Below are 23,881 nucleotides of genomic sequence, written 5' to 3' on the forward strand. Positions count from 1 at the left end.
ATGGCTGTGCAAATCCTGATGCCCGCGCTGTCTCCGACCATGGAGGAAGGCACGCTGGCGAAATGGCTGGTGAAAGAAGGCGACGAGGTCCGCTCGGGCCAGGTCATCGCCGAGATCGAGACCGACAAGGCGACGATGGAATTCGAGGCGGTGGACGAAGGCGTGGTCGGCAAACTGCTGATCGCCGAGGGCACCGGCGGCGTGAAGGTCAACACGCCGATCGCGGTTTTGATCGAGGAAGGCGAGGACGCCTCTTCCGTCGCTGACGCTCCGTCATCGGCCCCGGCAGCGAAGAGCGAGGCGAAGCCAGGCGATGAGCGGCCCGTAGCCCCCGCCCCCGCCCCCGCGGCAGCAGCCGCGGCACCGGCGGGCGCCCGGGTCTTCGCCTCGCCGCTCGCCCGGCGGATCGCGAAGGAAAAGGGGATCGACCTTGTCGCGGTGAGGGGCTCCGGCCCGCATGGCCGGATCGTGCGCGCCGATGTGGAACAGGCGAAGCCCGGCGCCGCGCCGGCTGCCGCCCCCGCGGTGGCGCCAGCGGTGCCAGCGGCGAAACCCGCCGCACCGGCGGGGGCACCGGCAGAGGCCGTGATGAAGATCTATGCCGACCGCGCTTTCGAGGAAATCGCGCTCGACGGGATGCGCCGCACCATCGCTGCGCGGCTCTCCGAAGCGAAACAGACCATCCCGCATTTCTATCTGCGCCGCGAAGTGCGGCTGGATGCGCTGATGGCCCTGCGCGCGCAACTGAACAAGGGGCTGGAATCGCGCGGCGTGAAGCTCTCGGTCAACGATTTCATCATCAAGGCCTGCGCGCTGGCCTTGCAGGCGGTGCCCGATGCCAATGCGGTCTGGGCGGGCGACCGGATCCTGAAGCTGAAACCCTCGGATGTCGCGGTGGCGGTCGCGGTCGAGGGCGGGCTGTTCACCCCCGTCCTGCGCGATGCCGAGACGAAGACGCTCTCGGTGCTGTCGGCCGAGATGAAGGATCTCGCGGGCCGGGCAAAATTGAAGAAACTGGCGCCGCACGAATACCAGGGCGGCAGTTTCGCGATCTCGAATCTCGGCATGTTCGGGGTCGAGAATTTCGACGCTGTGATCAATCCGCCGCATGGGGCGATCCTCGCGGTCGGCGCCGGGGTGAAGAAGCCGGTGGTGCTGGAGGACGGCTCGGTCGGCGTGGCGACGGTGATGTCGATGACGCTCTCGGTCGATCACCGGGTGATCGACGGCGCGCTCGGGGCGGAGTTCCTGAAGATCGTGGTCGAGGCGCTGGAAAACCCGATCTCGATACTGGCTTGAGACAGGAGCGGGGGTTTCACACCCCCGCCAGCCTGTTGGTTTCCCGAACCAATGGCGAAACCAACAGGCGACCCGTGGGATGTTTTCAGACAGAAAATGCTCAGCCGCGCGCGTCGAGTTGTTCGAGCAGGCGAAGCGCGCGGCGGGCGATGGTGGCGAGGATGCCGCCGGCGATCAGCCAGAGCGCGGTCTGCATGATCACGGCGCCGGTGTAGCCGATGGGCAGCAGCGCGGCCATGAGGCAGGCCAGCGTCAGCGCGGCCATCCGGTGCGGTTTCGCCATCGGGCCGCGGAAATCGGGGGTAAAACCCTCGGCCCGGCCGAATTCGCGCAGGTAGGCGGTGAGGACCGCCAGCGCGCCGCAGCCCAGACCGAGCGCGGGCGATCCGGCGAACAGCCCCGCCCCCCAGAAGAACAGCAGATCCGCCGCGCGGTCCGGCGCCTCGTTCCAGAACGCGCCGCGGGCCGAGGACTTGCCGCCTTCGACCGCCACCATCCCGTCGATCAGGTTGCACAGGAGTCGCAACTGGACCGTGAGCGCGGCGAGGATCAGCAGCAGGCTCTGCCCGATCAGGCCGGAAACGGCTGCCGCCCAGAGGAACAGGAGCCCGAGCCCCGCGAAGCCGACCGAGGCGAGGGAGATCTGGTCGGGGGTGATATCGCTCGCGGCGAGGCGGCTCGCGAGTTTCCCGATCAGCGGGTTGGAGCGCGCGCGGATCGGGCGGCGGTTGGGGCTGTCGGGGGTCTCGCTCATGCTCTCAGGTCCAGAACCAGCGGGTGAGATGGAAGAAGATCGGCGCGGCGAAGACCACGCTGTCGAGCCGGTCGAGGAAGCCGCCATGACCCGCGATCAGATGGCCCCAGTCCTTGACGCCCTTATCGCGCTTGATCGCCGACATCACCAGCCCGCCGAAGAAGCCCATCAGCGTTACCGCCAGCGCCATACCCGCGGCCTGCATCAGCGAGAACGGTGTCATCCACCAGAGCGCGGCACCCGCGGCGCTGGCGGTCAGAGTGCCGCCGATCAGCCCCTCCCAAGTCTTCGAGGGCGAGAGCTGCGGCGCGACCTTGCGCCGCCCGATCAGCTTGCCCCAGACATATTGCATCACGTCCGACAACTGGACGGTGAAGATCAGCCAGGCGATCAGGATGACGCCGCGCCCCTCGTAGCCGGGGATGTTGAGGCTCAGGAGCGCCGGGACATGGCTCACGCAATAGACGCAGATCATCAGCGCCCATTGGGTCTCGGCCACCCGGGTCAGATAGCCCTTCGTCTCGCCGCGCAAAGCCGAGACGACCGGCATCAGGAGGAAAGCGTAGACCGGGATGAAGATCGAATAGAGCCCATACCAGTCGGTCCCGATCAGCCAGTATTGCACCGGCAGGACGACGAAGAAGGCCCCGGCCAGCGCCCAGTGATCGGCGCGCGCCTTGGCGGTCAGCGTAAGGAATTCGCGCAAAGCCGAGAAGGAGAGGATCGCGAACAGGATCACCACCCCCGGCCGTCCCGCGATGAAGGCAAGCGACAGCAGGACCACCATCCCCCACCAGGCGGCGATCCTCGCATTAAGGTTCTCGATCACCGGGTTCGAGCCGTCCGGCGCGACTTTCGCCCGCAGAAGCTCGCCGATCACGGTGGCAAGGATCAGGATCAGCGCAACGCCGAGCAGAAGCCAGATCAGATGCGGGGTGGTGGTCATGAGGGCGCGCCCTCCCGCTGCGCCAGAAGCACCGCCCGGGCGCGGGCAAGGAAGGTGTCCTTCTCCTCGTCCGGCGCCAGATGCAGCGCCGGGCCGAAGGTCAGCGTGCAGATCAGCGGCAGCGGCACGATCTCGCCCTTGGGCATCACCCGGTTCAGGTTCGAGATCCAGACCGGCACCAGATCGACCCCGGGGTTCTGCCGCGCGAGATGGTAAAGACCCGAGCGGAACGGCAACAGTTCCTCCTCGGAAGTGTTGCGCAGCCCTTCGGGGAAGATGATCAGCGAGGATCCTTCGGCCAGCGCAGCCGTCATCAGCGCAACCGGATCCTGCTCGCGCTCTTCGGGGCGGCGGTCGATCAGCACTGCATTGAACACGTCACGACCGATGAAGGCGCGCAGAGGCGTTTTCAGCCAGTAATCCAGCGCCGCCACCGGCCGGGTGCGCTGGCGCAGCATGACCGGCAGAACGGTCCACAAGAGCACGAAATCCGCATTCGAGGTGTGATTGGCGAAATAGACGCGCTGGCGCGGCACCGGTTCGATTCCCGCCCAGATCGCGCGGGGCGAGGTGACGATCCGGGCGAACAGGGTGATCGCACGGCCCATGACCACCGCAGCCGCCGCGCGGATCGCCCCCTTCAGCCGTGAACCGGACACAACGGACAAAACCGGCCTGTCACTCCGTCCTGATATGCTGATCCATGGTCAGCGCGGGCTGGGCGCAGCCGGCCTTGCCGACGACACGCGCGGGCACCCCGGCGACCGTGGTCTCGGGCGGAACCTCTTCGATCACCACCGATCCGGCAGCGATGCGCGAGCAGTTGCCGACCCGGATATTCCCCAGAACCTTGGCCCCTGCCCCGATCAGAACGCCGTTGCCGATCTTGGGATGGCGGTCGCCGTCCTCTTTGCCGGTGCCGCCCAGCGTCACCGAATGCAGCATGGAAACATTGTCGCCCACCACCGCGGTCTCGCCGATCACGATGGAATGTGCGTGGTCGATCATGATGCCCTTGCCGATCACCGCCGCCGGATGGATGTCGACCCCAAAGACCTCGGACACCCGCATCTGCACGAAATAGGCCATATCCGTGCGGCCCTTTTGCCAGAGCCAGTGGCCGATACGATAGGCCTGAACCGCCTGATAGCCTTTGAAGAACAGAACCGGCTGGAGATAGCGGTGGCAGGCGGGGTCACGCTCGTAGACCGCCATCAGATCCGCCCGCGCCGCCGCGCCGATCTCGGGCGCCTGGCCATAAGCCTCGTCGGCGAGTTCGCGCAGGATCTGCTCGCTCATCTCGCCCGAGGCGAGTTTCAGCGAGAAGCGGTAGGCCAGCGCGCGCTCGAAACTGGCATGGTGCAAAAGGCCGGAATGGATCAGCGAGCCGAGCAGCGGCTCGGCCCGGACGGCTTCGACGGCTTCGCTGCAAATCCGGGTCCAGACCGGGTCGAGCGTGGAAACGCGATGTCTGGTTTCGGCCATGGGCAGCTCCTCTTGCGGCAGCCGGAACGGCGGGCGGGGCCGCCCGTTCCGGCAACGGTCCCCCGGATTATCGCGCAGCCCGGGGGAAACGGCAATCTGGAACTGCGCCGCCTTACGGACCAACCGCGATCCGCCGGAACGGCCCGGGTCCGAACCGGGTCGAGACCTGGGCGACCGCGATGGCGAAGGAACTCCCCGCGCCATCCGCCGCCTGCATCGCGGCGCTGTAGGTCAGCGCGGGCTCGCCGGTCGGGTAGCTGGCCCGCACCGACTCGCCCGACATCACCCGCACCAGATAGCTCTCGCTTTCCTCGCCCAGAGGAACCTCGCTCTGCTGCCAGTTGTCGCCGTCGATCCGGGTGCGGCGTATCCAGCTCAGATGCAGATCCTGCCCCGCTCCGCCCGCCGCGCGCAGATGCGCAACCGGCAGCGGCCGCAGGCCGATCCCGTCGAAGGCGGTGCCGATGGCGACCGCAGCAGGATCGTCATAGCCGCGCCCGAGCACCCCGATCCGATAATCGCGCGAAAGCCCCCTCGCACTGGCGGCAAGCTCGATCTGCGCGGGGGCGCCGTTCAGCAAAACCACCGTGCTGCCCTCGGGCCAGACCGCCGGCATGATCCCGTCGGTTCCCGCCTGGCCGCGCAGCCGCAGCGAGACCTCCCAGGTCTGCGGCGCCACCAGCCAGGCATCCGAGAACTGGAACACCTCCCAGTTGCCCGCCGAGCCGTCGCCGATCGCCATCGCATTCGCGCCATTGAGCACGGCGACCGGCGAGGCCGATTGCAGCGCGCCCGAGGCCAGCCGCAGCCGCAGCGCCGGGCCGCGATCCCAGACCCCGGGCCGCGCCGCGAACAGCGGACTTTCGGTGATCCCCATGACCGCGGGCTGCGTGACCAGCCGGTTCAGGCCGAAGCCGCCCTCGGGCGCCGCCGACCAGACCGCGACCGGCCCGGGCCAGGGATTGGCCGCCACCGCGACATGCGGCTGATACGGCACCTCGTTCCCGCTCAGGAGAGGCAGGTCGAGAAACACCGGCCAGACCGGCACCGGAGAGACGAAGGGCGTCAGCCGCGGCACTTCATCCGTCACATCCGGTGCTTCGTAGACGCCGCCCTCGATCCTTGTCGCCTCGATCCGGCGCACTCCGGCCTGTTCCACCCTGTCCACCCGCCAGGTGGCGCCGTCGGGCGTGGCGATCCGATGCCCCGCCCCCACGTCCAGTCGCGAGGGCGGCAGGCTCAGCCGCAACCCGTCGCGGCCGATCCGCGCCTCGGCCAGCCAGCGCAGCACGATGGTCCGCGCCTCGCCCGAGGTCAGGCAAAGCGCCAGTTCGCTCGCCGCGACCGTGCGCTGGTCCTCGTCGGGCTGACGCGCCTCGCTCATGCGGATCTCGTAATTCCCTTCGGCATCGACATGGCCGAGCCGGATCGCTGCGCCGGTCTCCGGCTCGGGCGCGCGGGAAATCTCGGCCAGCCCGTCGAGATCGTCGACCGCATAGTCCCCGGCACTCAGCCAATGATCCACCCCCGGGCGGCGGCGTGCGAAATGCAGCTTCCCCTCGCGGTCCGAGGCATCCACCCCGAACGCCTGCATCAGGGGCTGGACCGAGGCCCGCCCGCTCTGCACCTGATCGACCACATAGCCGCGCACCACGCCCTGCGCCTCCTGGGTATCCAGCGCCTGCACGCCCCCCGCCCCGCAGATCTCGCGCAGAACGGCCGCCAGCGGCTGGTTCGTCGCCCGCCCGTTCAGCCAGTGGCCGCGCAGGTAATTCGGCGCGTCGCTCCACAGATCGCCGCGCCCCGGGAACTCGGGGAACGGCCGCGCATCCCAGGCCCAGACATGCGCGCGGCCGAAATCCAGCATCGGCCCGTCATAAAGCGCCGAGACAGGATTGTTCGCAGGTTCCTGCCAGTATTCCGCCATCGCGCGCAGATACTGCATCTGAATCAGATCGTCGCGTTGCCCGTTCGAGGCCCGCGGCAAGGCCGATTCCGAGGAATGCAGATCGAGGAAACGATTGGGCTGGTTCGTTCCCTTGTCGATGGCAGCGCAGCCGTATTCGGTGAAGCGGATCGGCTTCGACCCCGGCACCCAGGGGCTCGGAGCCGCAGCGCGCACCCCGCCTTGCCGCGGATGGTGCGGATTGTTCCACCAGCCCGCCAGATCCTTGACCCGGAACATCCAGGGTTCGTCCCAGGCCTCATCCGTAATCGGTCGCCGGATCTGCGCCGCCTCGCCCTCGGGGCTGTCGTAATACCAGTCGAAATATTCGCCGCCCGCGATATTGGCCTTCAGATAGTCGAGGTTGCCGATACTGCCCCAGCCAGCATCCGCATGATCCGGCCCGTCGCGCCAGTCAGACAGCGGCATGTAATTGTCGATGCCGACAAAATCCACCGCCGGATCGGCCCAGAGCGGATCAAGCGGGAAATACACGTTCCCATCCGCCGTACAGGCGCCGTATTCCGTCCAGTCGGCGGCATAGCTGATCTTCGTGTCCGGCCCGAGAATCCCGCGCACCTCACCCGCCAGACGGATCAGTTCCGCCACCGCCGGAAAGCCGTCCGAGGCATTGCGCAACTGCGTCAGCCCGCGCATTTCCGATCCGATGCAGAACGCCTCCACCCCGCCCGCCAACCGGCACAGATGCGCATAATGCAGGATGAAGCGGCGGTATTTCCACTCCGCCGGGCCGGAGTAAAGGACGCGGCCGCCGCTCTCGCTGAAATGGCCGGGCATCGCGCTGCCGAAGAACGCCGCCACCTCGGCATCTGCCAGAGCGGTGCGGTCGCTCGTCCCCTCGCGCCCCGGCGCCACCGAGCCGGTGATCCGCCCGCGCCAGGGCAGCACCGGCTGATCCGCCGCCCCGCTCCAGGGATCTGGCAGACTGTTGCCGGCAAGCTGCTCCATCAGGATGAACGGGTAGAACATCACCTCGCGACCCTCGGCGCGGATCGCCCGGATCGCCTCGATCACCGAGCCGTCCGCGGGCGTGCCGCCATAGACCGAAGCGCCGTCAATCCGCGGCACCTCTTCCGCCGCCGCACGCGCAACACCGCCCGCGCGCCAGGCCATGCCCTGGCCGTCGTATTGCTTCTGCTCGACCCTCGGCTTCACCTCGCAGGTGCCGCAGCGCAGATCGCTGCCGAACCACGACACCACCAGCGAGACCGAGTCGCAGCCCGGCAATTCGCTGGTCAGATGGTCCAGACTGGTGCGGAAATCGGTGACGCCCGAGGGCGAATTGCTGTTCACCGCGACATTCTGCCCCGGCCCGTAGCTCAGATGCACCGGCGTGGTCGCCAGCGCGTATTCCCCGGTCCCGGGAATCATCGCCACAGCCTTCACCACCTCTGACAGGCACCGCTCCGGCGCCAGCGCAGGCCCTTGCGCGTTGCGCACCACCTCGAAGCTGAACTGCGGCACCCGGTTCCCGTAGGCGGTCACGTCGAGATCCTCGATCACCACGTAAGCCAGTCCGCGGAACGCCGGCACCTCGCCCGTCCCCTCGACCGCCTCGATCTTCGGATCGGGCAACTGGTCGTCGCTGCCGTGATAGACGCGCAGGTTCAGGCTGCCCGGGGCCACTTCGGTTCCGTCGGCCCAGATCCGCCCCACTTTCAGGATCTCGCCCTCGCAGAGCCCCACGGCCAGGCTGACGGTATAGCTGTATTCGGTGACCTTCGGCCCGCCGCCCTTGCCGCCGCGGCGACTTTGCGCATGTTCCTCGAATTGCGAGGCCCAGATCACATGGCCCGCGATCCGCATCCGGCCCCAGACCCGGGCGATGGCCGCGCCGTCGCCCGCGCCGGCCAGCCGCAGCCGGTCGATCCGTCCGACCTCGACCGCCTCGGACCCGCCCCCCAGCACCCGCTGGTCGATCGCGCGGCCCAGAGTTGCACCGATCGCGCGGCCGATCACCGCGCCCGAAAGCCCCAGCACCGTGCCGCCGAAACCGGCGCCCAATGCGGCCCCGGCCGCGGAAAGGAGAAGAGTCGCCATGGTCTAATCGCTCCGTTCAGACAGATACCGGCGGAAAGGCGAAGCGCGCGGCGATCCGGCGCTCCCAGGGCAGGGTCAGGGCGCTTTCCGCCACGCAATGACCGGAATAGGCATGGATGAACCGCGCATGGGGCGCGAGCGCGCTCTGGACGCCCAGATGTTTCGCGATGCCGCCCGCCCGCATCCGAAACAGCAGAACGTCGCCCGGCGCCGCCTCGCCCACGGGCTTTGCCCGCAGCCACAGGCCCGCGGCGGAAAGCAGGCTTTCCTCGCCGCCCGCCTCGGCCCAGTCGGCGCTGTAGGGGGGAACCGCGCAGGGCTCCGTCCCGTAAAGCCGGCGCCAGATCCCCCGGATCAGCCCGAGACAGTCGGTGCCTGCGCCGCGGCAACTCGCCTGATGGACGTAAGGGGTGCCGAGCCAGCGCCGCGCCTCCTCCAGCGCCGCCCCGCCAGGGCTCATACGCGCCCCCGGGCCGGCTGCAACAGGCTGCCGCCGGTCGCGGGCCGGTCGGCGCGCGGATAGGCCGCCAGCCAGTCCTCGCCCGGCAGGAAGGGAAAGCCGCGGAAGTTCAGAAAATTGGCGAATTTCATCCGGCAGGTCCCGGCGCGCTTGTCGCAACCCGCGAAGATGCGCAGCATGTCGCCCGCCGCCACCGGCGCGCGGATCGACTGCCACAATTCGATCCGTCGCCCCATCGCAGTCTGCCGGTCGGACTTCACCATCGCGCTCAACCCCGCCGCTGCGCCGCCTGCGACCTCCAGCCGCCCCAGTTCGAACCAGCGCGGCTCGAACCCCGGCAGCGCGGCAAAGCTGAAGACGCGGCCATCCTCGACCGTTTCCGCCGCAACCTCGCAGAGATACCCCGGCGTGGCCTGATCGAAGCCGCAGCGACTGTCGCCCAGCACGGCCGAACAGCCTTGCGTATAGGCGAAGCCCACCGGCTGGTTCAGCGGCTCGGCAAGGCCGCGCAACTCGCTGCGGAACGCGCCGCCGCGTCGGATGATCTCGCCCAGAGTCCCGCGAAAGATCTCGCGCCGCTGGCCGGGCGCGCGCCAGTTCGCCAGCCAGATCCGCACCGCGGCGCCGTCATAGCGCCCCGCCGCCAGATCCGCCTCGGTGATCGCCGCGTCAGAGAGCGCGCCGACCGCCTCGGAATTGTCCACCGACAGCCCCGACGCCTGTTGCAGCGCGCTTGCCGACAGGCCCGAGCCCGCGCGGTGCAGCACTCCCTCCACCTCCAGATCGCAATCGTGATCGGTGAAGCCCAGCACCAGCCTGTCGCGGCGCTCGACCGTCCACAGCCGGCAGACATTGCTCACGCCCGCGGCCAGATGCTCTGTCAACGCATCGCTCACAGCCTGATCTCCATCACCGGAACGCCGGGCATGTCGCCGGCCTGGAAATTCGCGACCGAGATCTGGATCCGGTCGGTGTCGAACCGCACCGGCACGTCGAACTCGAACCCCGCGGTGATCCGCGCGCCCATGGGCGGCGGCTCATCAAAGCGCACTTCGCCGGTTGCCGGATCGACGGTGAACTCCACCCCCTCGACCTTCAGATCCTCGGCCAGCGCGACGCTGACCGTCCCCGCCACCGGCTTCCTGATCGGGCGCGTGTAGGTCTGATCGCCCGAGCGGTAGGTCTTCACGAGGCCGAACACCTGCATCTCGCCGTCGCCCACGCCGATCAGCTGATCCAGCGGCCCCGGCACGCGCGAGGGCGGGCAGGACCGGAAATCCGCCCAGTCCTTCCAGCGAAACCCGTGCAACTGCCCGCGCCGCGCCTCGAAAAACGCGATCAGCGCCTCAAGATCGTCAAGCGACCGCAGCCCCACCCCCGCGTCGTAATGCCTTCGCGAATGCGCCCAGGGGGTGTTGCGCTCCTCGAACCCGTTGGCCAGCGTCACGATCTCGGTGCGCCGCTCCGGCCCGCCGACCGAGCCGAAGCTCAGGTTCGCGGGAAATCTGACTTCATGGAACATCGCCCGCCCTCACCTGTTTCGCTGGCCGCGCGTCAGCGCCCGGCCCATCTGCGCCGCGATCTGGCTCTCGCTGCGGCGGAAGCCGGCCACATCCGGCGTGGTGATGTTCATCACCACCGAAACCGCGCGTCCGCCGCCGCCCGCCGCCTGCACCCCGAGCCGCCCGTCGGCGCCACGGCTCAGCGGCATGATCGCCTCGGGCCCGGCCTCGCCCATCAGCCCGCGTCCGCCCCGCATCGGGAAGCTCACCGGCCCCGAGACGATGCCGCCATTCGCAAAGGGCATCACCCTTCCCTGCGCAAAGCCCGCACCTTTGGCGAAAGGCATCAGCCCGCTCATCAGCCCGCTGATCCCTTCGGCGATCGCGCCCCCCGCCGCATTGTGGATCGGCCGCATCGCCACGGCGTAAATCGTATCGGCGATGGTCCGCGCCACGCCCTTCAGCGCCTCCGACAGCTTCATCCCGTCGAACACCAGCCCGTCGAACGAGCGCCTGAGCCCACCCGCGATCCCGTTCGACAAAGTGGAAACCTCGCGGCTGGTATAGACTGCGGTCTGCCGCAGCCGCGCGAGTTCGCCGTCAAACGCCGCGATCACCGCCACCGAGCCGCCCAGCCGGTCCTCCAGCGCCGCCAGCTGATCGGTCATCTGTTCCGCTTCCGCCATGTCCCGTCCCTTTCCCGTCAGGAAATGCCGCGGCCAGTTCCGCCAGCCGCGCCCGCGTCAGGGGCGGAGCCCCCTGCTCCGCCCCCAGCATGATCCGCAATTCGACCGGCGTGAGCCGCCAGAACGCCCCGGGCTCCAGCCCCAGCCCGTGAAGGCCCGCGCGGATCAGACCCGGCCAGTCGAGACGGCGGCTCATCCGCCCTCCGGCAGCGCGAAGGCGCGCGCCAGCAGTTCCGCCGCCGCCCGCGCCGCGCCCACCGTGCCCCCGCCGATCTCGACCGCGACCAGATCGGCGGCGCAGCCCTTCCAGCCGCCGCCCCGCAGCCCCGCCACGATCAGCGCCAGCACGTCACGGCCCGAGAACCGTCCGGCCTCGAACCGCTCGACCAGATCCATCAGCGAAGCCTCGCCCAGTTCCGCCTCCAGTTCGGCCAGCGCGCCCAAAGTCAGCTTCGCCACATGCGTCACGCCATCCAGCGTGACCCCGACCTCGCCCGCGTAAGGATTGGCCATCAGAGCGCCGTGAAGCCGAGCACACCCGCCGAGGCCAAAGTCACCTCATAGGTCGCCTCGCCGTTGTGGCTGCCCGCATATTCCAGCGCGGTGATCTGGAACGGGCCTTCCACGATGCCGAAATCCGGGATCACCACCTGGAATCCGGGGATCTCGCCGTCGAAGAAGATCTGCCGCGCGCGCTCATCGGTTTCGGCGTCGCGGAACACGCCCGAGCCCGAGATCGTCGCCGATTTCACCCCGGCGCCCGCCAGCAACTCGCGCCAGCCGCCCGAGCTTTCGAGGCTCGTCACCTCGACCGTCTCGGCGTTGAAGCTCGCCCGGGTCGCGCGCAGCCCGGCGATGGTCTCGAACTGGCCGTCGCCAGTCTGGTCGATCTTGATCAGAAGGTCTTTCCCGGCCTGAACTGCCATGGCCATCTCCTTGAAACATTGCTTCTTTGGTCGCGCGGATCAGTCCGCAGGTCAGTCCTCGGTCCGCGCGCGGAATGTCAGGTCGATCCGGCGCACCGCGCCGGCATCAAGGCGCCGGGCCTCGGCCCGAAGGAACGACAGGCTCACCAGCCGCCCGCGCGAAAGCGGCGGCAGCGGCCCGGCCAGCGCATCGCAGACCGCTGCCGCGACGGTCTTGGCGGTAAAAAACCCCGCCGCATCCGAGATCACGCTGATCACCAGCCGGTGCTCGGCCCCCGCCGCGCTCTTGTCCGAGGCGTCGCGCACCTCCCCCGGGCCGATCAGCACGAAACTGCCCGAACCTCCCGGGGGAAGGGCATCGTGGATCCCCACCCCCGCCAGCGCCGGATCCCCCTCCAGCCGCTGCCAGACCGCCGCCTGCAAGGCGGCTGCTGCGCCATAGCTCATCGCGGAACCTCCTCGCGGCAAAAACAGGTCAGCCAGCGTCCCCCGGCATCACGCTCGGCCACGGCAAGGATCGCGAAGATCCGCTCCCCCTCCCGAAAACGCTGCCCGGGGCGTGGGCGCAAAGCCGCTCCCTGCGGCAAGGCGCGCAGGGTGATGCGCCAGGACACCGCGCCGAGGATCACCTCCTCGCCGGCGGTATCGCGCCCGGAGCCCGCCGCCACCTCGGCCCAGAGCGTGCCGAGTGGCGCCCAGCTCATCGTGAAGCCGCCCGCGCCGTCGGGCGCGCGCGCGGCATCCTCCAGCAACAGCGCGCGGCGCAGATGCGGCGCCTTCATCGCCGCCCCCCGCCGAGGATGCGCAACTGCCGCCAGCCCTCGATCAGCGCCTGAACCCGCGCGGGCAGCCCCCCGCGCTCGCCGCCGTCATGGCGGTATTCGTAGAACTCGGCCGCGAGCAGCAGCACCGCCTGGCGCAGATCGGCCGGCACATCGCCCCAGTCCGGGCCGAAACCGGCGTCGAACAGGATCTCGATCCGCCCGCCCTGGGGCGGCGCGGGCAGGGACGCCCCGGTCCCCGCCAGCCGCGGCCGGTGGGTGTCGCCGATCAGCCGGTAACGTCCCGGCGCGACCGGCGAACTCACCCCGGCCGCATCCACCAGCATCACTTCCGCCACCGCCGTCACCGGCGCCAGCGGCAGGCCCTGCGCATCGGCATCGCGCCAGCCCTCCAGCACCAGGCGGAACCGGCGCGCGATCAGCGCCTTGGCGATCCGCCCCTCGATCGCCCGGATCGCCGCCCGCAGATGGCTTTCCAGCAGCCCGTCCTGATCGGGCACCAGCGCGAAACCGCTGCCGAGGCGCAGGTGATCCTTCAGCGCGTCCAAGGGCAGCGCCGTCCCCGGCACCGCGGTTTCTTCGGTCAGTCTCATGTCTTTCCCCTCGGCTGCGAAAACGAAAGATCCGGGCGCGCTGTCTCCTGCACCGCTCGCGCGGAGGGAGAACGGCCAGACGGCGCGGGGCCGCGCGCGCCCGGTCCCGGCCCGCGAAGCGGACCGGGTTGCGTTCCCCGGTTACGAGGTGGCGACGCGCAGCAGCTTGATCGCGGCGTAATCCGCGATATCGCCTCCGACCCGCTTGGAAGCGTAGAACAGCACATGCGGCTTGGCCGAGAACGGATCGCGCAGGATCCGCAGATCAGGGCGTTCGGCGATGGTATAGCCCGCGTTGAAATCGCCGAAGGCGACCGGGAAACTGTTCGCGCCCACGTCCGGCATGTCCTCGCAGATCAGCACCGGATAGCCCATCAGCCGCGCGGGTTCGCCCGCCGCCAGCCCGTCCGACCACAGGAAGCGCCCGTCGGCGTCCTTCATCTTGCGCACCGCGCCCGCGGTCTTGGAATTCATCACGAAATTCCCGTTGGCGCGGTAGTCGGCGCCCAGCGCATAGACCAGGTTGATGATGCAGTCGGCCGGATTGGTGGTGGCGAAATCCGCCGCCGCCCCGGTGGGCACATAGCCGAGGTTGCCCCAGCTCCAGGACGCATTCGCCACCTTCGTGGGCAAGAGGATCCCCTTCGGCTTGTCCACCCCGTCGCCGTTGATGAAGGCCGCGGCTTCCGCGCGGATGAAGCGCGTGGCGATCTTGCCGGCCAGCCAGCCCTCCACGTCGAAGGCACTGTCATCGAGCAACCGCTGGCTCGCCTTCGGCATCGCCGACAGTTCATGCAGCCGGATCGAGATCCGCTCGATGGCGGGCGTCGCGGTCTCGGCGGCGGCGGTCGTCTCGGTCGCCCAGCCCGAGCCCACCTCGGAGCGGTCGATCAGCACGTCGAAGCTGGTGGCCTCAACCTGAACGACATTGGCCACCGCCCGCAGGCTCGAGGTCGAGACCAGCATCGAGCGGATCTGATCCGCCGTCTGCGGCGAGACCAGATAACCGCCATCCGCCGCCACCGCGGTGGACATCGCCTTGCCTTCCAGCATCAGCCCGCGGAAGCCCTCGTCATCGCCCGAGCGCAGATAGGCGTTGAACGCCTTCTGATGCGGCGCGTTCTCCTCCACGGCAGCGGAAAGCGCCGGGCGGCCCCAGGTGGTGGTTTTCTTCTGCAGCATGGTCAGTCGCTCTTCCTGATGTTGAAGGGATTGCTTCACTTCGGCCTGAAAGGAACTGAATTCCTTCAGGAATCCGGTCATGGCAGTTTTCACCTGCGCAGCCGGTGTCGGGGCCGGGGACATATCTCCCCCGGCCCGGGCCTCTCTCTCGGTCATCCTTTTCACCCTCTCAGTGGAAATCCGGGGCCTCAGCCCCCGGCAAGGCTCTCTCAGTTCTGCGCAAGGCTCTGGCGCGCGGCGTCGAACAGCCCCGCCAGATCCTGCAACACATCCGAGAGATCTTCCGATTTCTGCGCCACCCGCGCCTCGGACAGCATTGGGAAGGTCACCAGCGAGACCTCCCACAGATCCAGCTCGCGCAAGAGCCGCCGCCCCTTGCCATCGCGTTCCGCGCGCAACGTGCGGTAGCCGATCGACAGCCCGTCGATGGCGCCCGCTTCCAAAAGCGCCGCCGCCTCGCGCCCCTTCGCGACATCGCTCAGAAGCCGCCCCTTGACCCAAAGGCCGGTGTCGTCCTCGCGCACCTCGTCCCAGATGCCGATCGGCTGGGTCGGATCGTGCTGCCACAGCATCCGCACCTTCGCCCCCTTCGCCGCCAGCCGCTTGAGACTGGCCGCATAGGCACCTTTCGCCACCACATCGCCGCCCTGGTCCTTCACCCCGAACAGCGAGGCATAGCCCGCCAGCTCATGGCCCTCGCGCAAGACCAGCCCGGTTTCGGGCCGGCAGAATTTATGTTCCAGCATCACATCTCACCTCATCGCCGCCCGGATCAGCGCCTCGGCCCCCTGCGTCAGCAGAAAGGCCGCGACCCCGTAAACCCCCAGCCAGATGCGCCGCTCCAGCCGCTCCAGCGCCGCATCTATCTGCGCCAGCCGGAACTCCAGCCCCGACCAGCGCTCTTCCATCACCCGCTCGTTGGCCTCGATCCGGGCATGCGCCGCATCGAAACTGTCGAACAGGAACCGCGAGCCCGGCCCTTCCTTGCGCTGGCTCATTCCTCCTCGTCTCCGGGCTCCCGCAGCTTCGGCAGCCCCAGAAGCGCGCGCTTCTCGGCATCAGACAGAAACGCGGCCGCACCGACCCGCGCCCATTGCTGATCGCGCTCGACCGCCAGCGCCGGGATCTGATCCAGATCGGGCCGCAACTCGACGCAATCGCCGCCGAACCCCGCCAGCCAGTGCGACAAAGCCGCCAGCACCCGGCTTGCGAGCGGCAGCACGGTCAGCCGGTAAAACGCCCGATGCGCCTCCTGGTAATTGGCGTAAGTCGCATCCCCGGGGATCCCCATCAGCATCGGCGGCACCCCGAAGGCGACCGCGATCTCGCGCGCCGCCGCCAGCTTCGTCTCATGGAACTCCATGTCGGAGGGCGAGAACCCCATCGGCTTCCAGTCAAGCCCGCCCTCCAGGAGCATCGGCCGCCCGGCGTTGCGCGCGCCCTGGTGATGCGTTTCCATCTCGCTCACCAGCCGGTCATACTGATCCGGCGTCAGCACCGACTGGCCGTCCGCGCCCTTGTAGACGATGGCGCCCGAGGGCCGCGCCGCATTGTCCAGGAGCGCCTTCGACCAGGCCGAGGCCGCATTATGCACATCCACCGCCACCGCCGCCGCCTGCAACGGCGACAGCCCGTAATGATCGTCCTGCGGATGGAAGCTGCGGATATGGCAGACCGGGCTCTGCCCTTCCGAGACATCGAAGCGATGCACCCGCCCGCTCACCGAATATTCGTAAGCCACCGGCCAGCCATCCGCGCCCGGCACCAGCGACATCCGGTCCGAGCGCAGCACATGCAGCTCGCCCGGCAGGCCACCCGGCCCCGGCACCGCCTCGACATAAGCATTGCCGCTCAGCAGCAGATGCCCGTAGACCGCCTCCAGCAGTTCCGCCCGCCCCTGCGCCGCATTGGGCCGCGCCAGCAGCCCCAGCACCGGATGCGCCTCATAGCGGCGCTCGCAGTCCTGGCAGACCACCGGCAGCGCGGCCGCGGCCTCCGCGATCAGCCGCACCGCACGGAAACCGATCGGATTGCCCTGAAACCCCGCCCGGGTCAGCGAGACCACATCGCGCGCGCTCCAGGCCACCCGTCCGGCACTTCCCCAGGCGATGACGCGGCCGGTGGCGCTCGCCTTCTTCTCCGCCACCGGCGCCACCTGCGCATTCCGCTTCAGAAAATCGAACACCCGCCGCTCCTCTCATAAGCCATGCGACAGCCGCCCCGCAAAAGGCCCGCTGTCTTTCATCCTGACCGAAATACCCCGGGGGAGGCGCGGCGAAGCCGCGACGGGGGCAGCGCCCCCTTCCCCGTCAGATCGTCCGTACGCCCGGCCGCCCGATCCGCCCCGAGGGCAGGATCATCAGCTCCGTCAGCGCCCAGACCAAAGCATCCAGCCGGTCGGGGCTGCCCTGGCCCTGCCAGCCGGTGCGCGTCATCTGCACCATCTGCGCCTCCAGATCGCCAAGGCCGCGCGTATGCGCCACGCGCCCCTGTTCATACAAAGCCGCCACCGGCTCGGCCCGCAGCATCTTGCCCTTCGTTGCCCGCACCTCGCGCACCGGCACCAGTGGATCGACCTGACGCACCACGCCCGCGACCAGATCGCCGCCCTGGTTCACCTCGACGACCAGCCGCTCGGCCGAGAACTCCTCCATCGCCGCCAGAGCCGCCCGCGCCCAGCCGTCGGGCGAGGCGCCGCGGACCGAGCGGTCTGCCAGCACCACCGCCTTCCATTCGCCGGGCGGCCCTTCGGTATCGGCGCCCACCACCAGGATGCCGCACTCGTCCGAGCGTTTGGTCGCCGTCACCGGCGGGTCCACCGCCACCACCACCCGCCCGGGCCGCACCGCCACCGCGCCTTGCGCCGCGCGGATCATCGCGGGCGTCCACAGCGCGCCTTCGGCCTCTTCGACCAGCACGCCCTCGATCTCCTGGCGCCCCAGCGCGGTGCCGCCGTAACGCGCCTGTATCTCGGCGAGGAAACTTTCCGCCAGCCAGGCCCGGTTGGCCTCGGTCGGCGCATGGGTCACCACGGTCGAGGGGTTCTGCAAGATCGCCTTCAGCACCGCCACATTGCGCGGCGTCGTCGTCACCACCTGCTGCGGATGTTCGCCCAGCCTCAGCCCGAATTGCAGCTGATCCCAGGTCTCCGCCGCCTTCGGCCATTTCGCCAGCTCGTCCGACCAGGCCGCATCGAACTGCGGGCCCCGCAGCCGCTCGGGATCATGCGCCGAGAACAGCTGCGCCACCGCGCCGTTCTCCCATTCCAGCCGGTTGCGGCTGGCGATCCATCCGGGGCGCCGGTCCGGGGGCGAGCAGGCGAGGATGCCGCTTTCCCCCAGCACCATCACCTCGCGCGCCTGTTCCAGCGTTTCCGCCACCAGCGCCACCCGCCGCGCCCGGCCCGGGGCCGCGGGCGTCGCCCCTTCGACCATGGCGCGCACCCATTCCGCCCCGGCCCGGGTCTTGCCCGCGCCGCGCCCGCCCATGATCACCCAGGTCTTCCAGGCCCCTTCCGGCGCCAGCTGATGCGGCAGCGCCCAGAACTCGAACAGCCAGGGCAGCGCCCTGAGCGCATTGTCACCCAAGGCCCCTAGGAACTCGTCAATCTCCTCTGGCAGCGCGCAGGCAAGCCAGGCGGCGCCCGATCTCATCTCTTGCGGCGCCAAGGTCAAGCTCTCCTCCTCCGGCCTCCCCGGCAGCCTGCTTGCGGAGTTTCTCGACATTTCTTCTCTCCTCAAGAAGGGCTTTCGACAGGTCGGCCAGGTCCCTGACCGCCCGCTTGCCGTCTTTCGCCAGTTCGAACCGCCCCTCGCGGATGCCCGCGAAAGCCTCGTTCAGCTCCTCCACCGCGATGCGGTAAAGCTGCTCTGTCAGATCGAGCGCCCCCGCCGCTTCCGCCGCGGGATCGTCGCCTTCGGTGAATCTGATGGTCATCTGCGCCTGCCCTCATGCATCCCTCCGCACGAGCGAAATGAAAAACGGCCCTGGGGGTCGCCCCCGGGCCGCTTCCACACCTCTTCCAGCATGTCACAGGTTCTACATCGGACCGTCCGCAAGGTCAAGCGAAAAATCCAGTGGTATCAATGCCTTGCGCGAACTTTGCGTTAACTTTCCGTTAACTAGTCCGCCGTCTGCACGCCGCCACCCTCGCCTGCCGCCGCTTCCGCCTCGATCGCCCGCCAGCGCGCGACATTCGCGTTATGCTCGGCCAGCGTCACCGCGAACGCATGTCCCCCGGTGCCATCCGCCACGAAGAACACGTAATCCGACTCCTGCGGGTTCAGCGCCGCCCCGATCGAGGCCCGGCCCGGATTGGCGATCGGCGTCGGCGGAAGCCCCGCGATCACATAGGTATTGTAGGGGGTCGCCCGGCGCAGCTCGCTCTGGCGCAGGCCGCGGCCCAGCACGCCCTCGCCTTTGGTGATACCGTAGATCACCGTCGGGTCGGTTTGCAGCCGCATCCCCTGGCGCAGGCGGTTGACGAAGACGCTCGCCACCAGGCCGCGCTCGTCGGGCACCCCGGTCTCCTTCTCGATGATCGAGGCCATGATCATCGCCTCTTCCGGCGTGTCATAGGGCAGATCCGGCGCGCGTCCGGGCCAGAGCGCCGCCAGGATATCCTCCTGCGCCCGCGTCATCCGCGCGATCAGCGCCGCACGGTCCGAGCCCTTCTCGACATCGTAGCTCTGCGGCGCCAGCGCGCCCTCGGGCGGCACCGACGCCACCTCGCCGCTCAGGAAATCGGCGCGCTTCAGCGCATCCGCCACCTGCCAGGAGGTCGCGCCCTCGACCAGCGTCACCGTGAAGCGCATGTCCGGCTTCGCCGCGGCTTCGGTGTATTCCGCCGGCACCTCGACCGTTCCGGGCTCGAATTTCACCACCTCGACGAAGCGGTTGGTTGCCGGATCCAGCTCGCGCAGCACCGCATTGGCGCTGGCCACGCCGATCACCAGCTGGATCTCCTGACCGCAGGTCGAGGCCCCGCCCTGCGTCAGCGCGGTCAGCACATCCTCCATCGAGGCCCCGGGCCGCACCAGGTAAGAGCCGAATTTCAGATCGGCCGAGCGCCCCGAATATTCCGTCCCGATGCGGAAGATCCGCGCATCCGTCACCGCGCCGCGCGTCTCCAGATTGCGGCTGACCGCGGCAAGACTGGCGCCGCGCTCGACCTGGACACAGACCGCCTCGGTCAAAGGCCCCGGCTTGACGAATTCGTTCCGCCCCCAGGCCACGATCGCCGCCGCCGCGATCAGCAGCACGATGAACAGCGTCAGCGCATTCGAGGCGACCGCTTTCCACATCGCTTACGAGACCTTGCCCAGCACCAGGCTCGCATTGGTGCCGCCGAAGCCGAAGCTGTTCGACAGCGCGACATCGATCCTGCGCTTCACCGCCTTGTTGGCGGCAAGGTCCAGCGTCGCGCGCACCGCCGGGGTGTCGAGGTTGATCGTCGGCGGCGCCACCTGGTCGCGGATCGCGAGGATGCAGAAGATCGCCTCCACCGCCCCCGCCGCGCCCAGCAGATGCCCGATGGAGGATTTCGTGGAACTCATCGTGGCCTTCGCCGCCGCATCGCCCATGAGCCGCTCGACCGCGCCCAGTTCGATCGTATCCGCCATGGTCGAGGTGCCATGCGCGTTGATGTAATCCACCTGCGCGGGCGTGATCCCGGCCCGCTTCAGCGCCGCAGTCATCGAGCGGAACCCACCATCCCCGTCCTCGCTCGGCGCGGTGATGTGGTAAGCGTCGCCCGAGAGCCCATAGCCCAGCACCTCGGCATAGATCTTCGCGCCGCGCGCCTTCGCGTGTTCGTATTCCTCCAGCACCACGACGCCCGCGCCCTCGCCCATCACGAAACCGTCGCGGTCGGCGTCATAGGGGCGGCTCGCCTTCGCCGGATCGTCGGCGCGTTTGGTCGACAGCGCCTTGCAGGCATTGAACCCCGCGATGCCGATCTCGCTGATCGGGCTTTCCGCGCCGCCCGCCACCATCACATCGGCATCGCCGATCTGGATCAGCCGCGCCGCATCGCCGATGGCATGAGCCCCGGTCGAGCAGGCGGTCACCACCGCATGGTTCGGCCCTTTGAAGCCGAACCGGATCGAGACCTGGCCGGAAATCAGATTGATCAGCGCGCCGGGAATGAAGAAGGGCGAAACCCGCTTCGGCCCGCGCTCTTTGATCAGCACCGCGGTCTCGGCGATCGAGGTCAGCCCGCCGATCCCTGAGCCGATCATCACCCCGGTGCGTTCCTTGTCCTCTTCCGAAGCGGGCACCCAGCCGGAATCCTGAACCGCCTGAACCGCTGCCGCCATGCCGTAAAGGATGAAATCGTCGACCTTGCGGCGCTCTTTCGGCTCCATCCAGTCGTCGGGGTTGAAGGTCCCGTCCGAGCCGTCGCCGAACGGGATCTCGCAGGCATATTGCGTCACCACATTCGCGGCGTCGAAGCGCGTGATCGGCCCCGCGCCGGATTTCCCCTCCAGAAGGCGGCTCCAGGTCGCTTCCACTCCGCAGGCAAGCGGCGTGACCATTCCCAGACCCGTGACGACGACGCGGCGCATCCCTGCTCCTCCCGAAAAGGCGAATGTTTTCCTTTCCGCCTGATACACGCCGCGCCGCGCCCCCGCAACGGAAAGGGCATACGGGCGCGACACTCCGCCGGGCCCCGCCCTCTGCGCAGCATGCCCCCACTGCTGCGCCCGAAGGCTGCGCACGGGATGAGCCGCAGCGCCTTGCGGCAGAGCGCGCAAAGAGGGGGGCCAGCCCCCCGTCCCTTTCAGGGACTCCCCCCGGGATATTTTCAGACAGAAAATGAGGCAGGGAGAGACAGGATCATTTTCTGTCCTTAAATATCCCCGCCGGAGGCAGCCGTGCCCCAAGGCACGGCCCCCTGCGCAGAACGCGCAAAGAAAAAGGCTCCCCGAAGGGAGCCTTTCGTTGTCCCACCGGGACAGAATTCGTCAGGCGGCCTTCGAGATGAAGGAAACCGCGTCGCCGAAGGTCTGGATGGTTTCGGCGGCATCGTCCGGGATCTCGATCCCGAATTCTTCCTCGAAAGCCATGACCAGCTCGACCGTGTCCAGCGAGTCAGCGCCGAGATCGTCGATGAACGAGGCGGTCTCGGTGACCTTGTCCTCTTCAACGCCCAGATGCTCGACAACGATCTTTTTCACGCGCTCGGCGATGTCGCTCATGTTTCGTCCTCTACTCCGTTCGCGGGGTCATGCCCCCGGCCTGGTTATCCGCCGGGGAACGACTCCCCCCCGGCGGCAGCACCGGGGGCTTCCCCGGATTCTGGCGCGCGCTATAGCACAGCCACGCCCCATGGCAAATGCTTTCCGCCCCCGGGGTCAAGCCCCGCGCGGCGCCGCGCCGCAGGGAAACACGCCTTTTTTCGTGCAGGACGGCGGGCTGCGAAAGCTCACAGCATCGCCATGCCGCCGTTGACGTGCAGCGTGGCGCCGGTGACATAGCCCGCTTCCTGCGACGCAAGATACAGCACCGCCGAGGCGATCTCTTCCGGACGGCCCATCCGGCCCATCGGCACCACGCGCAGGAGCCCCTCCTTCTGCGCGTCATTGAGCTTGCCGGTCATCGCGGTCTCGATGAAACCGGGCGCCACGCAGTTCACCGTGATGCCGCGGCTCGCCACTTCCGAGGCCAGCGACTTCGACAGCCCCGCCATCCCGGCTTTCGAGGCCGAGTAGTTCACCTGGCCCGCATTGCCGGTGGCGCCCACCACCGAGGAGATATTCACGATCCGGCCGTAGCGCGCCTTCATCATGCCGCGGATCGCCGCGCGGCACAGCCGGAACACCGCCGTGAGGTTCACGTCGATCACGCTCTGCCAGTCGTCGTCCGACATCCGCATGGCAAGGCCGTCGCGGGTGATTCCGGCGTTGTTGACGAGGATATCCACCGATCCCATCGCCTCGGCCGCCCGCTTCACCAGCCCCTCGACCTCCTCCGGCACCGAGAGGTTGCACGGCAGCACATGCGCCCGCGCGCCCAGTTCCGCAGCCAGCGCCTCCAAAGGCTCTGTCCGGGTGCCCGAAAGCCCCACCACCGCCCCCGCGCCATGCAGCACCCGGGCGATCTCGGCCCCGATTCCGCCCGAAGCGCCGGTCACCAGCGCCGTCTTTCCCGTAAGATCGAACATCCCCCGACCCCTTTATTTTCTGTCACTAAATATCCCCGGGGCGTCCCCCGGCGCAAACATCAGCCTTTCAGCGCCGCCACATCCGCGGGCGTGCCGACAGCCCGCGTCACCGCTTCCTTCTGGATGCGTTTGATCATGCCCGAAAGCGCCTTGCCCGCGCCGATTTCCCAGTATTCGCCGACGCCCGCGCGCTCCATCCACAGGACCGACTCGCGCCAGCGGACCGAGCCCGTCACCTGCGCGACCAGCAGCCCCGCGATCTTCGCGGCCTCGGTCACCGCCTCGGCGCGCACGTTGACCACCACCGGCACCACGGGATCGGTGATCGCCACCGCCGCCAGCGCCTCGGCCATCCGCGCCGCGGCGGGCTGCATCAGCGCGCAATGGAACGGCGCGCTCACCGGCAGCATCAGCGCGCGTTTCGCGCCCTTCGCCTTCGCGATCTCCACCGCCCGCTCCACCGCGCCCTTGTGGCCAGAGACCACCACCTGCGCCGGATCGTTGTCGTTCGCGGCCTGGCAGACTTCTCCTTCGGCCGCTTCCGCCGCCACCGCGCTCGCCGTCTCGAAATCGAGGCCGAGCAGCGCCGCCATCGCGCCCACGCCGACCGGCACCGCCTCCTGCATCGCCTGGCCGCGCACCCTGAGCAGCCGCGCCGTATCCGAAAGACCGAGGCTGCCCGCCGCACAAAGCGCCGAATATTCGCCAAGCGAATGGCCCGCCACGAAATCCGCGGTGCCTTTCAGCGGGAAACCCTCGGCCTCCAGCACCCGCACCGCCGCGATCGAGGTCGCCATCAGCGCCGGCTGCGCGTTCTGCGTCAGCGTCAGCTCCGCGATGTCGCCCTCCCATATCAGCTTCGAGAGCTTTTCGCCGAGCGCCTCGTCCACCTCGTCGAACACCGCCTTCGCCACCGGCCAGGCTTCGGCCAGATCCTTGCCCATCCCGATGGTCTGCGCGCCCTGGCCGGGGAATACGAATGCGCGGCTCATGCCTCATCCTCCATTGCTTTCCCCCGCAATACCCGCTGCCGCGGGCTGCCGCAATGCGGCCGCGCACAGAGCCTGTGCCCCCGGCCGGGATTACGCCGGGCGCC

Annotated in this window: 27 protein-coding genes; 1 reads left to right on the forward strand and 26 read right to left on the reverse strand. The window is 68.7% G+C overall.

The window, feature by feature from the left end; all coding sequences use genetic code 11:
* Positions 1-1,299 (forward strand): pyruvate dehydrogenase complex dihydrolipoamide acetyltransferase, encoded by a 1,299-nt coding sequence (locus XINFAN_RS15855; protein WP_124087846.1) that lies wholly within the window; start codon positions 1-3, stop codon positions 1,297-1,299.
* A 100-nt stretch (positions 1,300-1,399) separates the two neighbouring features.
* Here the strand turns inward: XINFAN_RS15855 and XINFAN_RS15860 are convergent, their stop codons facing one another.
* The 26 genes from XINFAN_RS15860 to fabD all read right to left on the reverse strand — a co-directional run bounded on the left by XINFAN_RS15860 (position 1,400) and on the right by fabD (position 23,777).
* A complete protein-coding gene (locus XINFAN_RS15860) occupies positions 1,400-2,053 on the reverse strand; it encodes a CDP-alcohol phosphatidyltransferase family protein (protein WP_124087847.1) in 654 nt (217 codons plus the stop codon).
* 4 nt (positions 2,054-2,057) lie between these two features.
* The gene (locus XINFAN_RS15865; RefSeq protein WP_124087848.1) at positions 2,058-2,999 is read right to left on the reverse strand and encodes a phosphatidate cytidylyltransferase; all 942 of its coding nucleotides are present in this window, start codon (positions 2,997-2,999) and stop codon (positions 2,058-2,060) included.
* Complete coding sequence (locus tag XINFAN_RS15870) at positions 2,996-3,607, reverse strand: lysophospholipid acyltransferase family protein (protein WP_124087891.1); 612 nt, start codon at positions 3,605-3,607, stop codon at positions 2,996-2,998. The genes XINFAN_RS15865 and XINFAN_RS15870 overlap by 4 nt, the downstream gene beginning before the upstream one ends.
* A gap of 70 nt (positions 3,608-3,677) precedes the next feature.
* Positions 3,678-4,484, reverse strand: coding sequence for a serine O-acetyltransferase (gene cysE / locus XINFAN_RS15875; RefSeq protein ID WP_124087849.1), 807 nt, complete (start codon positions 4,482-4,484; stop codon positions 3,678-3,680).
* A gap of 112 nt (positions 4,485-4,596) precedes the next feature.
* The gene (locus XINFAN_RS15880; RefSeq protein ID WP_124087850.1) at positions 4,597-8,490 is read right to left on the reverse strand and encodes a baseplate multidomain protein megatron; all 3,894 of its coding nucleotides are present in this window, start codon (positions 8,488-8,490) and stop codon (positions 4,597-4,599) included.
* Positions 8,491-8,506: 16 nt separating this feature from the next.
* The gene (locus XINFAN_RS15885) at positions 8,507-8,950 is read right to left on the reverse strand and encodes a C40 family peptidase (RefSeq protein WP_124087851.1); all 444 of its coding nucleotides are present in this window, start codon (positions 8,948-8,950) and stop codon (positions 8,507-8,509) included.
* Entirely contained in the window at positions 8,947-9,846 is a 900-nt protein-coding gene (locus XINFAN_RS15890) for a phage/gene transfer agent baseplate hub protein (RefSeq protein WP_124087852.1), read from the reverse strand. Before XINFAN_RS15890 ends, XINFAN_RS15885 begins: the two co-directional genes overlap by 4 nt.
* On the reverse strand, positions 9,843-10,472 hold the full coding sequence (locus XINFAN_RS15895) for a DUF2460 domain-containing protein (protein ID WP_124087853.1): 630 nt from the start codon (positions 10,470-10,472) through the stop codon (positions 9,843-9,845). The genes XINFAN_RS15890 and XINFAN_RS15895 overlap by 4 nt, the downstream gene beginning before the upstream one ends.
* A 9-nt stretch (positions 10,473-10,481) precedes the next feature.
* Complete coding sequence (locus XINFAN_RS15900) at positions 10,482-11,138, reverse strand: RcGTA-type gene transfer agent tail tape measure protein (RefSeq protein ID WP_124087854.1); 657 nt, start codon at positions 11,136-11,138, stop codon at positions 10,482-10,484.
* Complete coding sequence (locus XINFAN_RS15905) at positions 11,053-11,334, reverse strand: rcc01693 family protein (RefSeq protein ID WP_124087855.1); 282 nt, start codon at positions 11,332-11,334, stop codon at positions 11,053-11,055. Before XINFAN_RS15905 ends, XINFAN_RS15900 begins: the two co-directional genes overlap by 86 nt.
* Positions 11,331-11,651, reverse strand: a complete 321-nt coding sequence (locus XINFAN_RS15910; protein ID WP_124087856.1) for a gene transfer agent family protein — start codon at positions 11,649-11,651, stop codon at positions 11,331-11,333. Before XINFAN_RS15910 ends, XINFAN_RS15905 begins: the two co-directional genes overlap by 4 nt.
* Positions 11,651-12,064 carry a phage major tail protein, TP901-1 family gene (locus XINFAN_RS15915; protein ID WP_124087857.1) on the reverse strand — a complete coding sequence of 138 codons (414 nt, stop codon included), beginning with the start codon at positions 12,062-12,064 and terminating at the stop codon, positions 11,651-11,653. The genes XINFAN_RS15910 and XINFAN_RS15915 overlap by 1 nt, the downstream gene beginning before the upstream one ends.
* Positions 12,065-12,115: 51 nt before the next feature.
* Positions 12,116-12,511: a DUF3168 domain-containing protein gene (locus tag XINFAN_RS15920; RefSeq protein WP_124087858.1), complete on the reverse strand. Its 396-nt coding sequence runs from the start codon at positions 12,509-12,511 to the stop codon at positions 12,116-12,118.
* A complete protein-coding gene (locus tag XINFAN_RS15925) occupies positions 12,508-12,846 on the reverse strand; it encodes a head-tail adaptor protein (protein ID WP_124087859.1) in 339 nt (112 codons plus the stop codon). The genes XINFAN_RS15920 and XINFAN_RS15925 overlap by 4 nt, the downstream gene beginning before the upstream one ends.
* Entirely contained in the window at positions 12,843-13,439 is a 597-nt protein-coding gene (locus XINFAN_RS15930) for a head-tail connector protein (RefSeq protein ID WP_124087860.1), read from the reverse strand. The genes XINFAN_RS15925 and XINFAN_RS15930 overlap by 4 nt, the downstream gene beginning before the upstream one ends.
* 141 nt (positions 13,440-13,580) lie before the next feature.
* Complete coding sequence (locus tag XINFAN_RS15935) at positions 13,581-14,777, reverse strand: phage major capsid protein (protein ID WP_124087861.1); 1,197 nt, start codon at positions 14,775-14,777, stop codon at positions 13,581-13,583.
* Positions 14,778-14,830: 53 nt separating this feature from the next.
* A complete protein-coding gene (locus XINFAN_RS15940) occupies positions 14,831-15,367 on the reverse strand; it encodes an HK97 family phage prohead protease (RefSeq protein ID WP_124087862.1) in 537 nt (178 codons plus the stop codon).
* Between the two features lie 6 nt (positions 15,368-15,373).
* Positions 15,374-15,619 (reverse strand): GTA head formation protein, RCAP_rcc01685 family, encoded by a 246-nt coding sequence (locus XINFAN_RS15945; protein ID WP_124087863.1) that lies wholly within the window; start codon positions 15,617-15,619, stop codon positions 15,374-15,376.
* Entirely contained in the window at positions 15,616-16,806 is a 1,191-nt protein-coding gene (locus XINFAN_RS15950) for a phage portal protein (protein ID WP_124087864.1), read from the reverse strand. The genes XINFAN_RS15945 and XINFAN_RS15950 overlap by 4 nt, the downstream gene beginning before the upstream one ends.
* 124 nt (positions 16,807-16,930) lie before the next feature.
* Entirely contained in the window at positions 16,931-18,274 is a 1,344-nt protein-coding gene (locus XINFAN_RS15955) for a DNA-packaging protein (protein WP_124087865.1), read from the reverse strand.
* On the reverse strand, positions 18,225-18,557 hold the full coding sequence (locus tag XINFAN_RS15960) for a hypothetical protein (RefSeq protein WP_233352253.1): 333 nt from the start codon (positions 18,555-18,557) through the stop codon (positions 18,225-18,227). The genes XINFAN_RS15955 and XINFAN_RS15960 overlap by 50 nt, the downstream gene beginning before the upstream one ends.
* 185 nt (positions 18,558-18,742) lie before the next feature.
* Positions 18,743-19,924: an endolytic transglycosylase MltG gene (gene mltG / locus XINFAN_RS15965; RefSeq protein ID WP_124087866.1), complete on the reverse strand. Its 1,182-nt coding sequence runs from the start codon at positions 19,922-19,924 to the stop codon at positions 18,743-18,745.
* Positions 19,925-19,927: 3 nt separating this feature from the next.
* Positions 19,928-21,187: a beta-ketoacyl-ACP synthase II gene (gene fabF, locus XINFAN_RS15970; protein ID WP_124087867.1), complete on the reverse strand. Its 1,260-nt coding sequence runs from the start codon at positions 21,185-21,187 to the stop codon at positions 19,928-19,930.
* Between the two features lie 399 nt (positions 21,188-21,586).
* Positions 21,587-21,820 carry an acyl carrier protein gene (locus tag XINFAN_RS15975; protein ID WP_124087868.1) on the reverse strand — a complete coding sequence of 78 codons (234 nt, stop codon included), beginning with the start codon at positions 21,818-21,820 and terminating at the stop codon, positions 21,587-21,589.
* Between the two features lie 227 nt (positions 21,821-22,047).
* On the reverse strand, positions 22,048-22,785 hold the full coding sequence (fabG, locus tag XINFAN_RS15980) for a 3-oxoacyl-[acyl-carrier-protein] reductase (protein WP_124087869.1): 738 nt from the start codon (positions 22,783-22,785) through the stop codon (positions 22,048-22,050).
* A 59-nt stretch (positions 22,786-22,844) separates the two neighbouring features.
* Complete coding sequence (fabD, locus tag XINFAN_RS15985) at positions 22,845-23,777, reverse strand: ACP S-malonyltransferase (RefSeq protein ID WP_124087870.1); 933 nt, start codon at positions 23,775-23,777, stop codon at positions 22,845-22,847.
* Positions 23,778-23,881 lie beyond the last annotated feature (104 nt).

The organism is Pseudogemmobacter humi, assembly GCF_900609055.1.
GTDB classification, from domain to species: Bacteria; Pseudomonadota; Alphaproteobacteria; order Rhodobacterales; family Rhodobacteraceae; genus Pseudogemmobacter; species Pseudogemmobacter humi.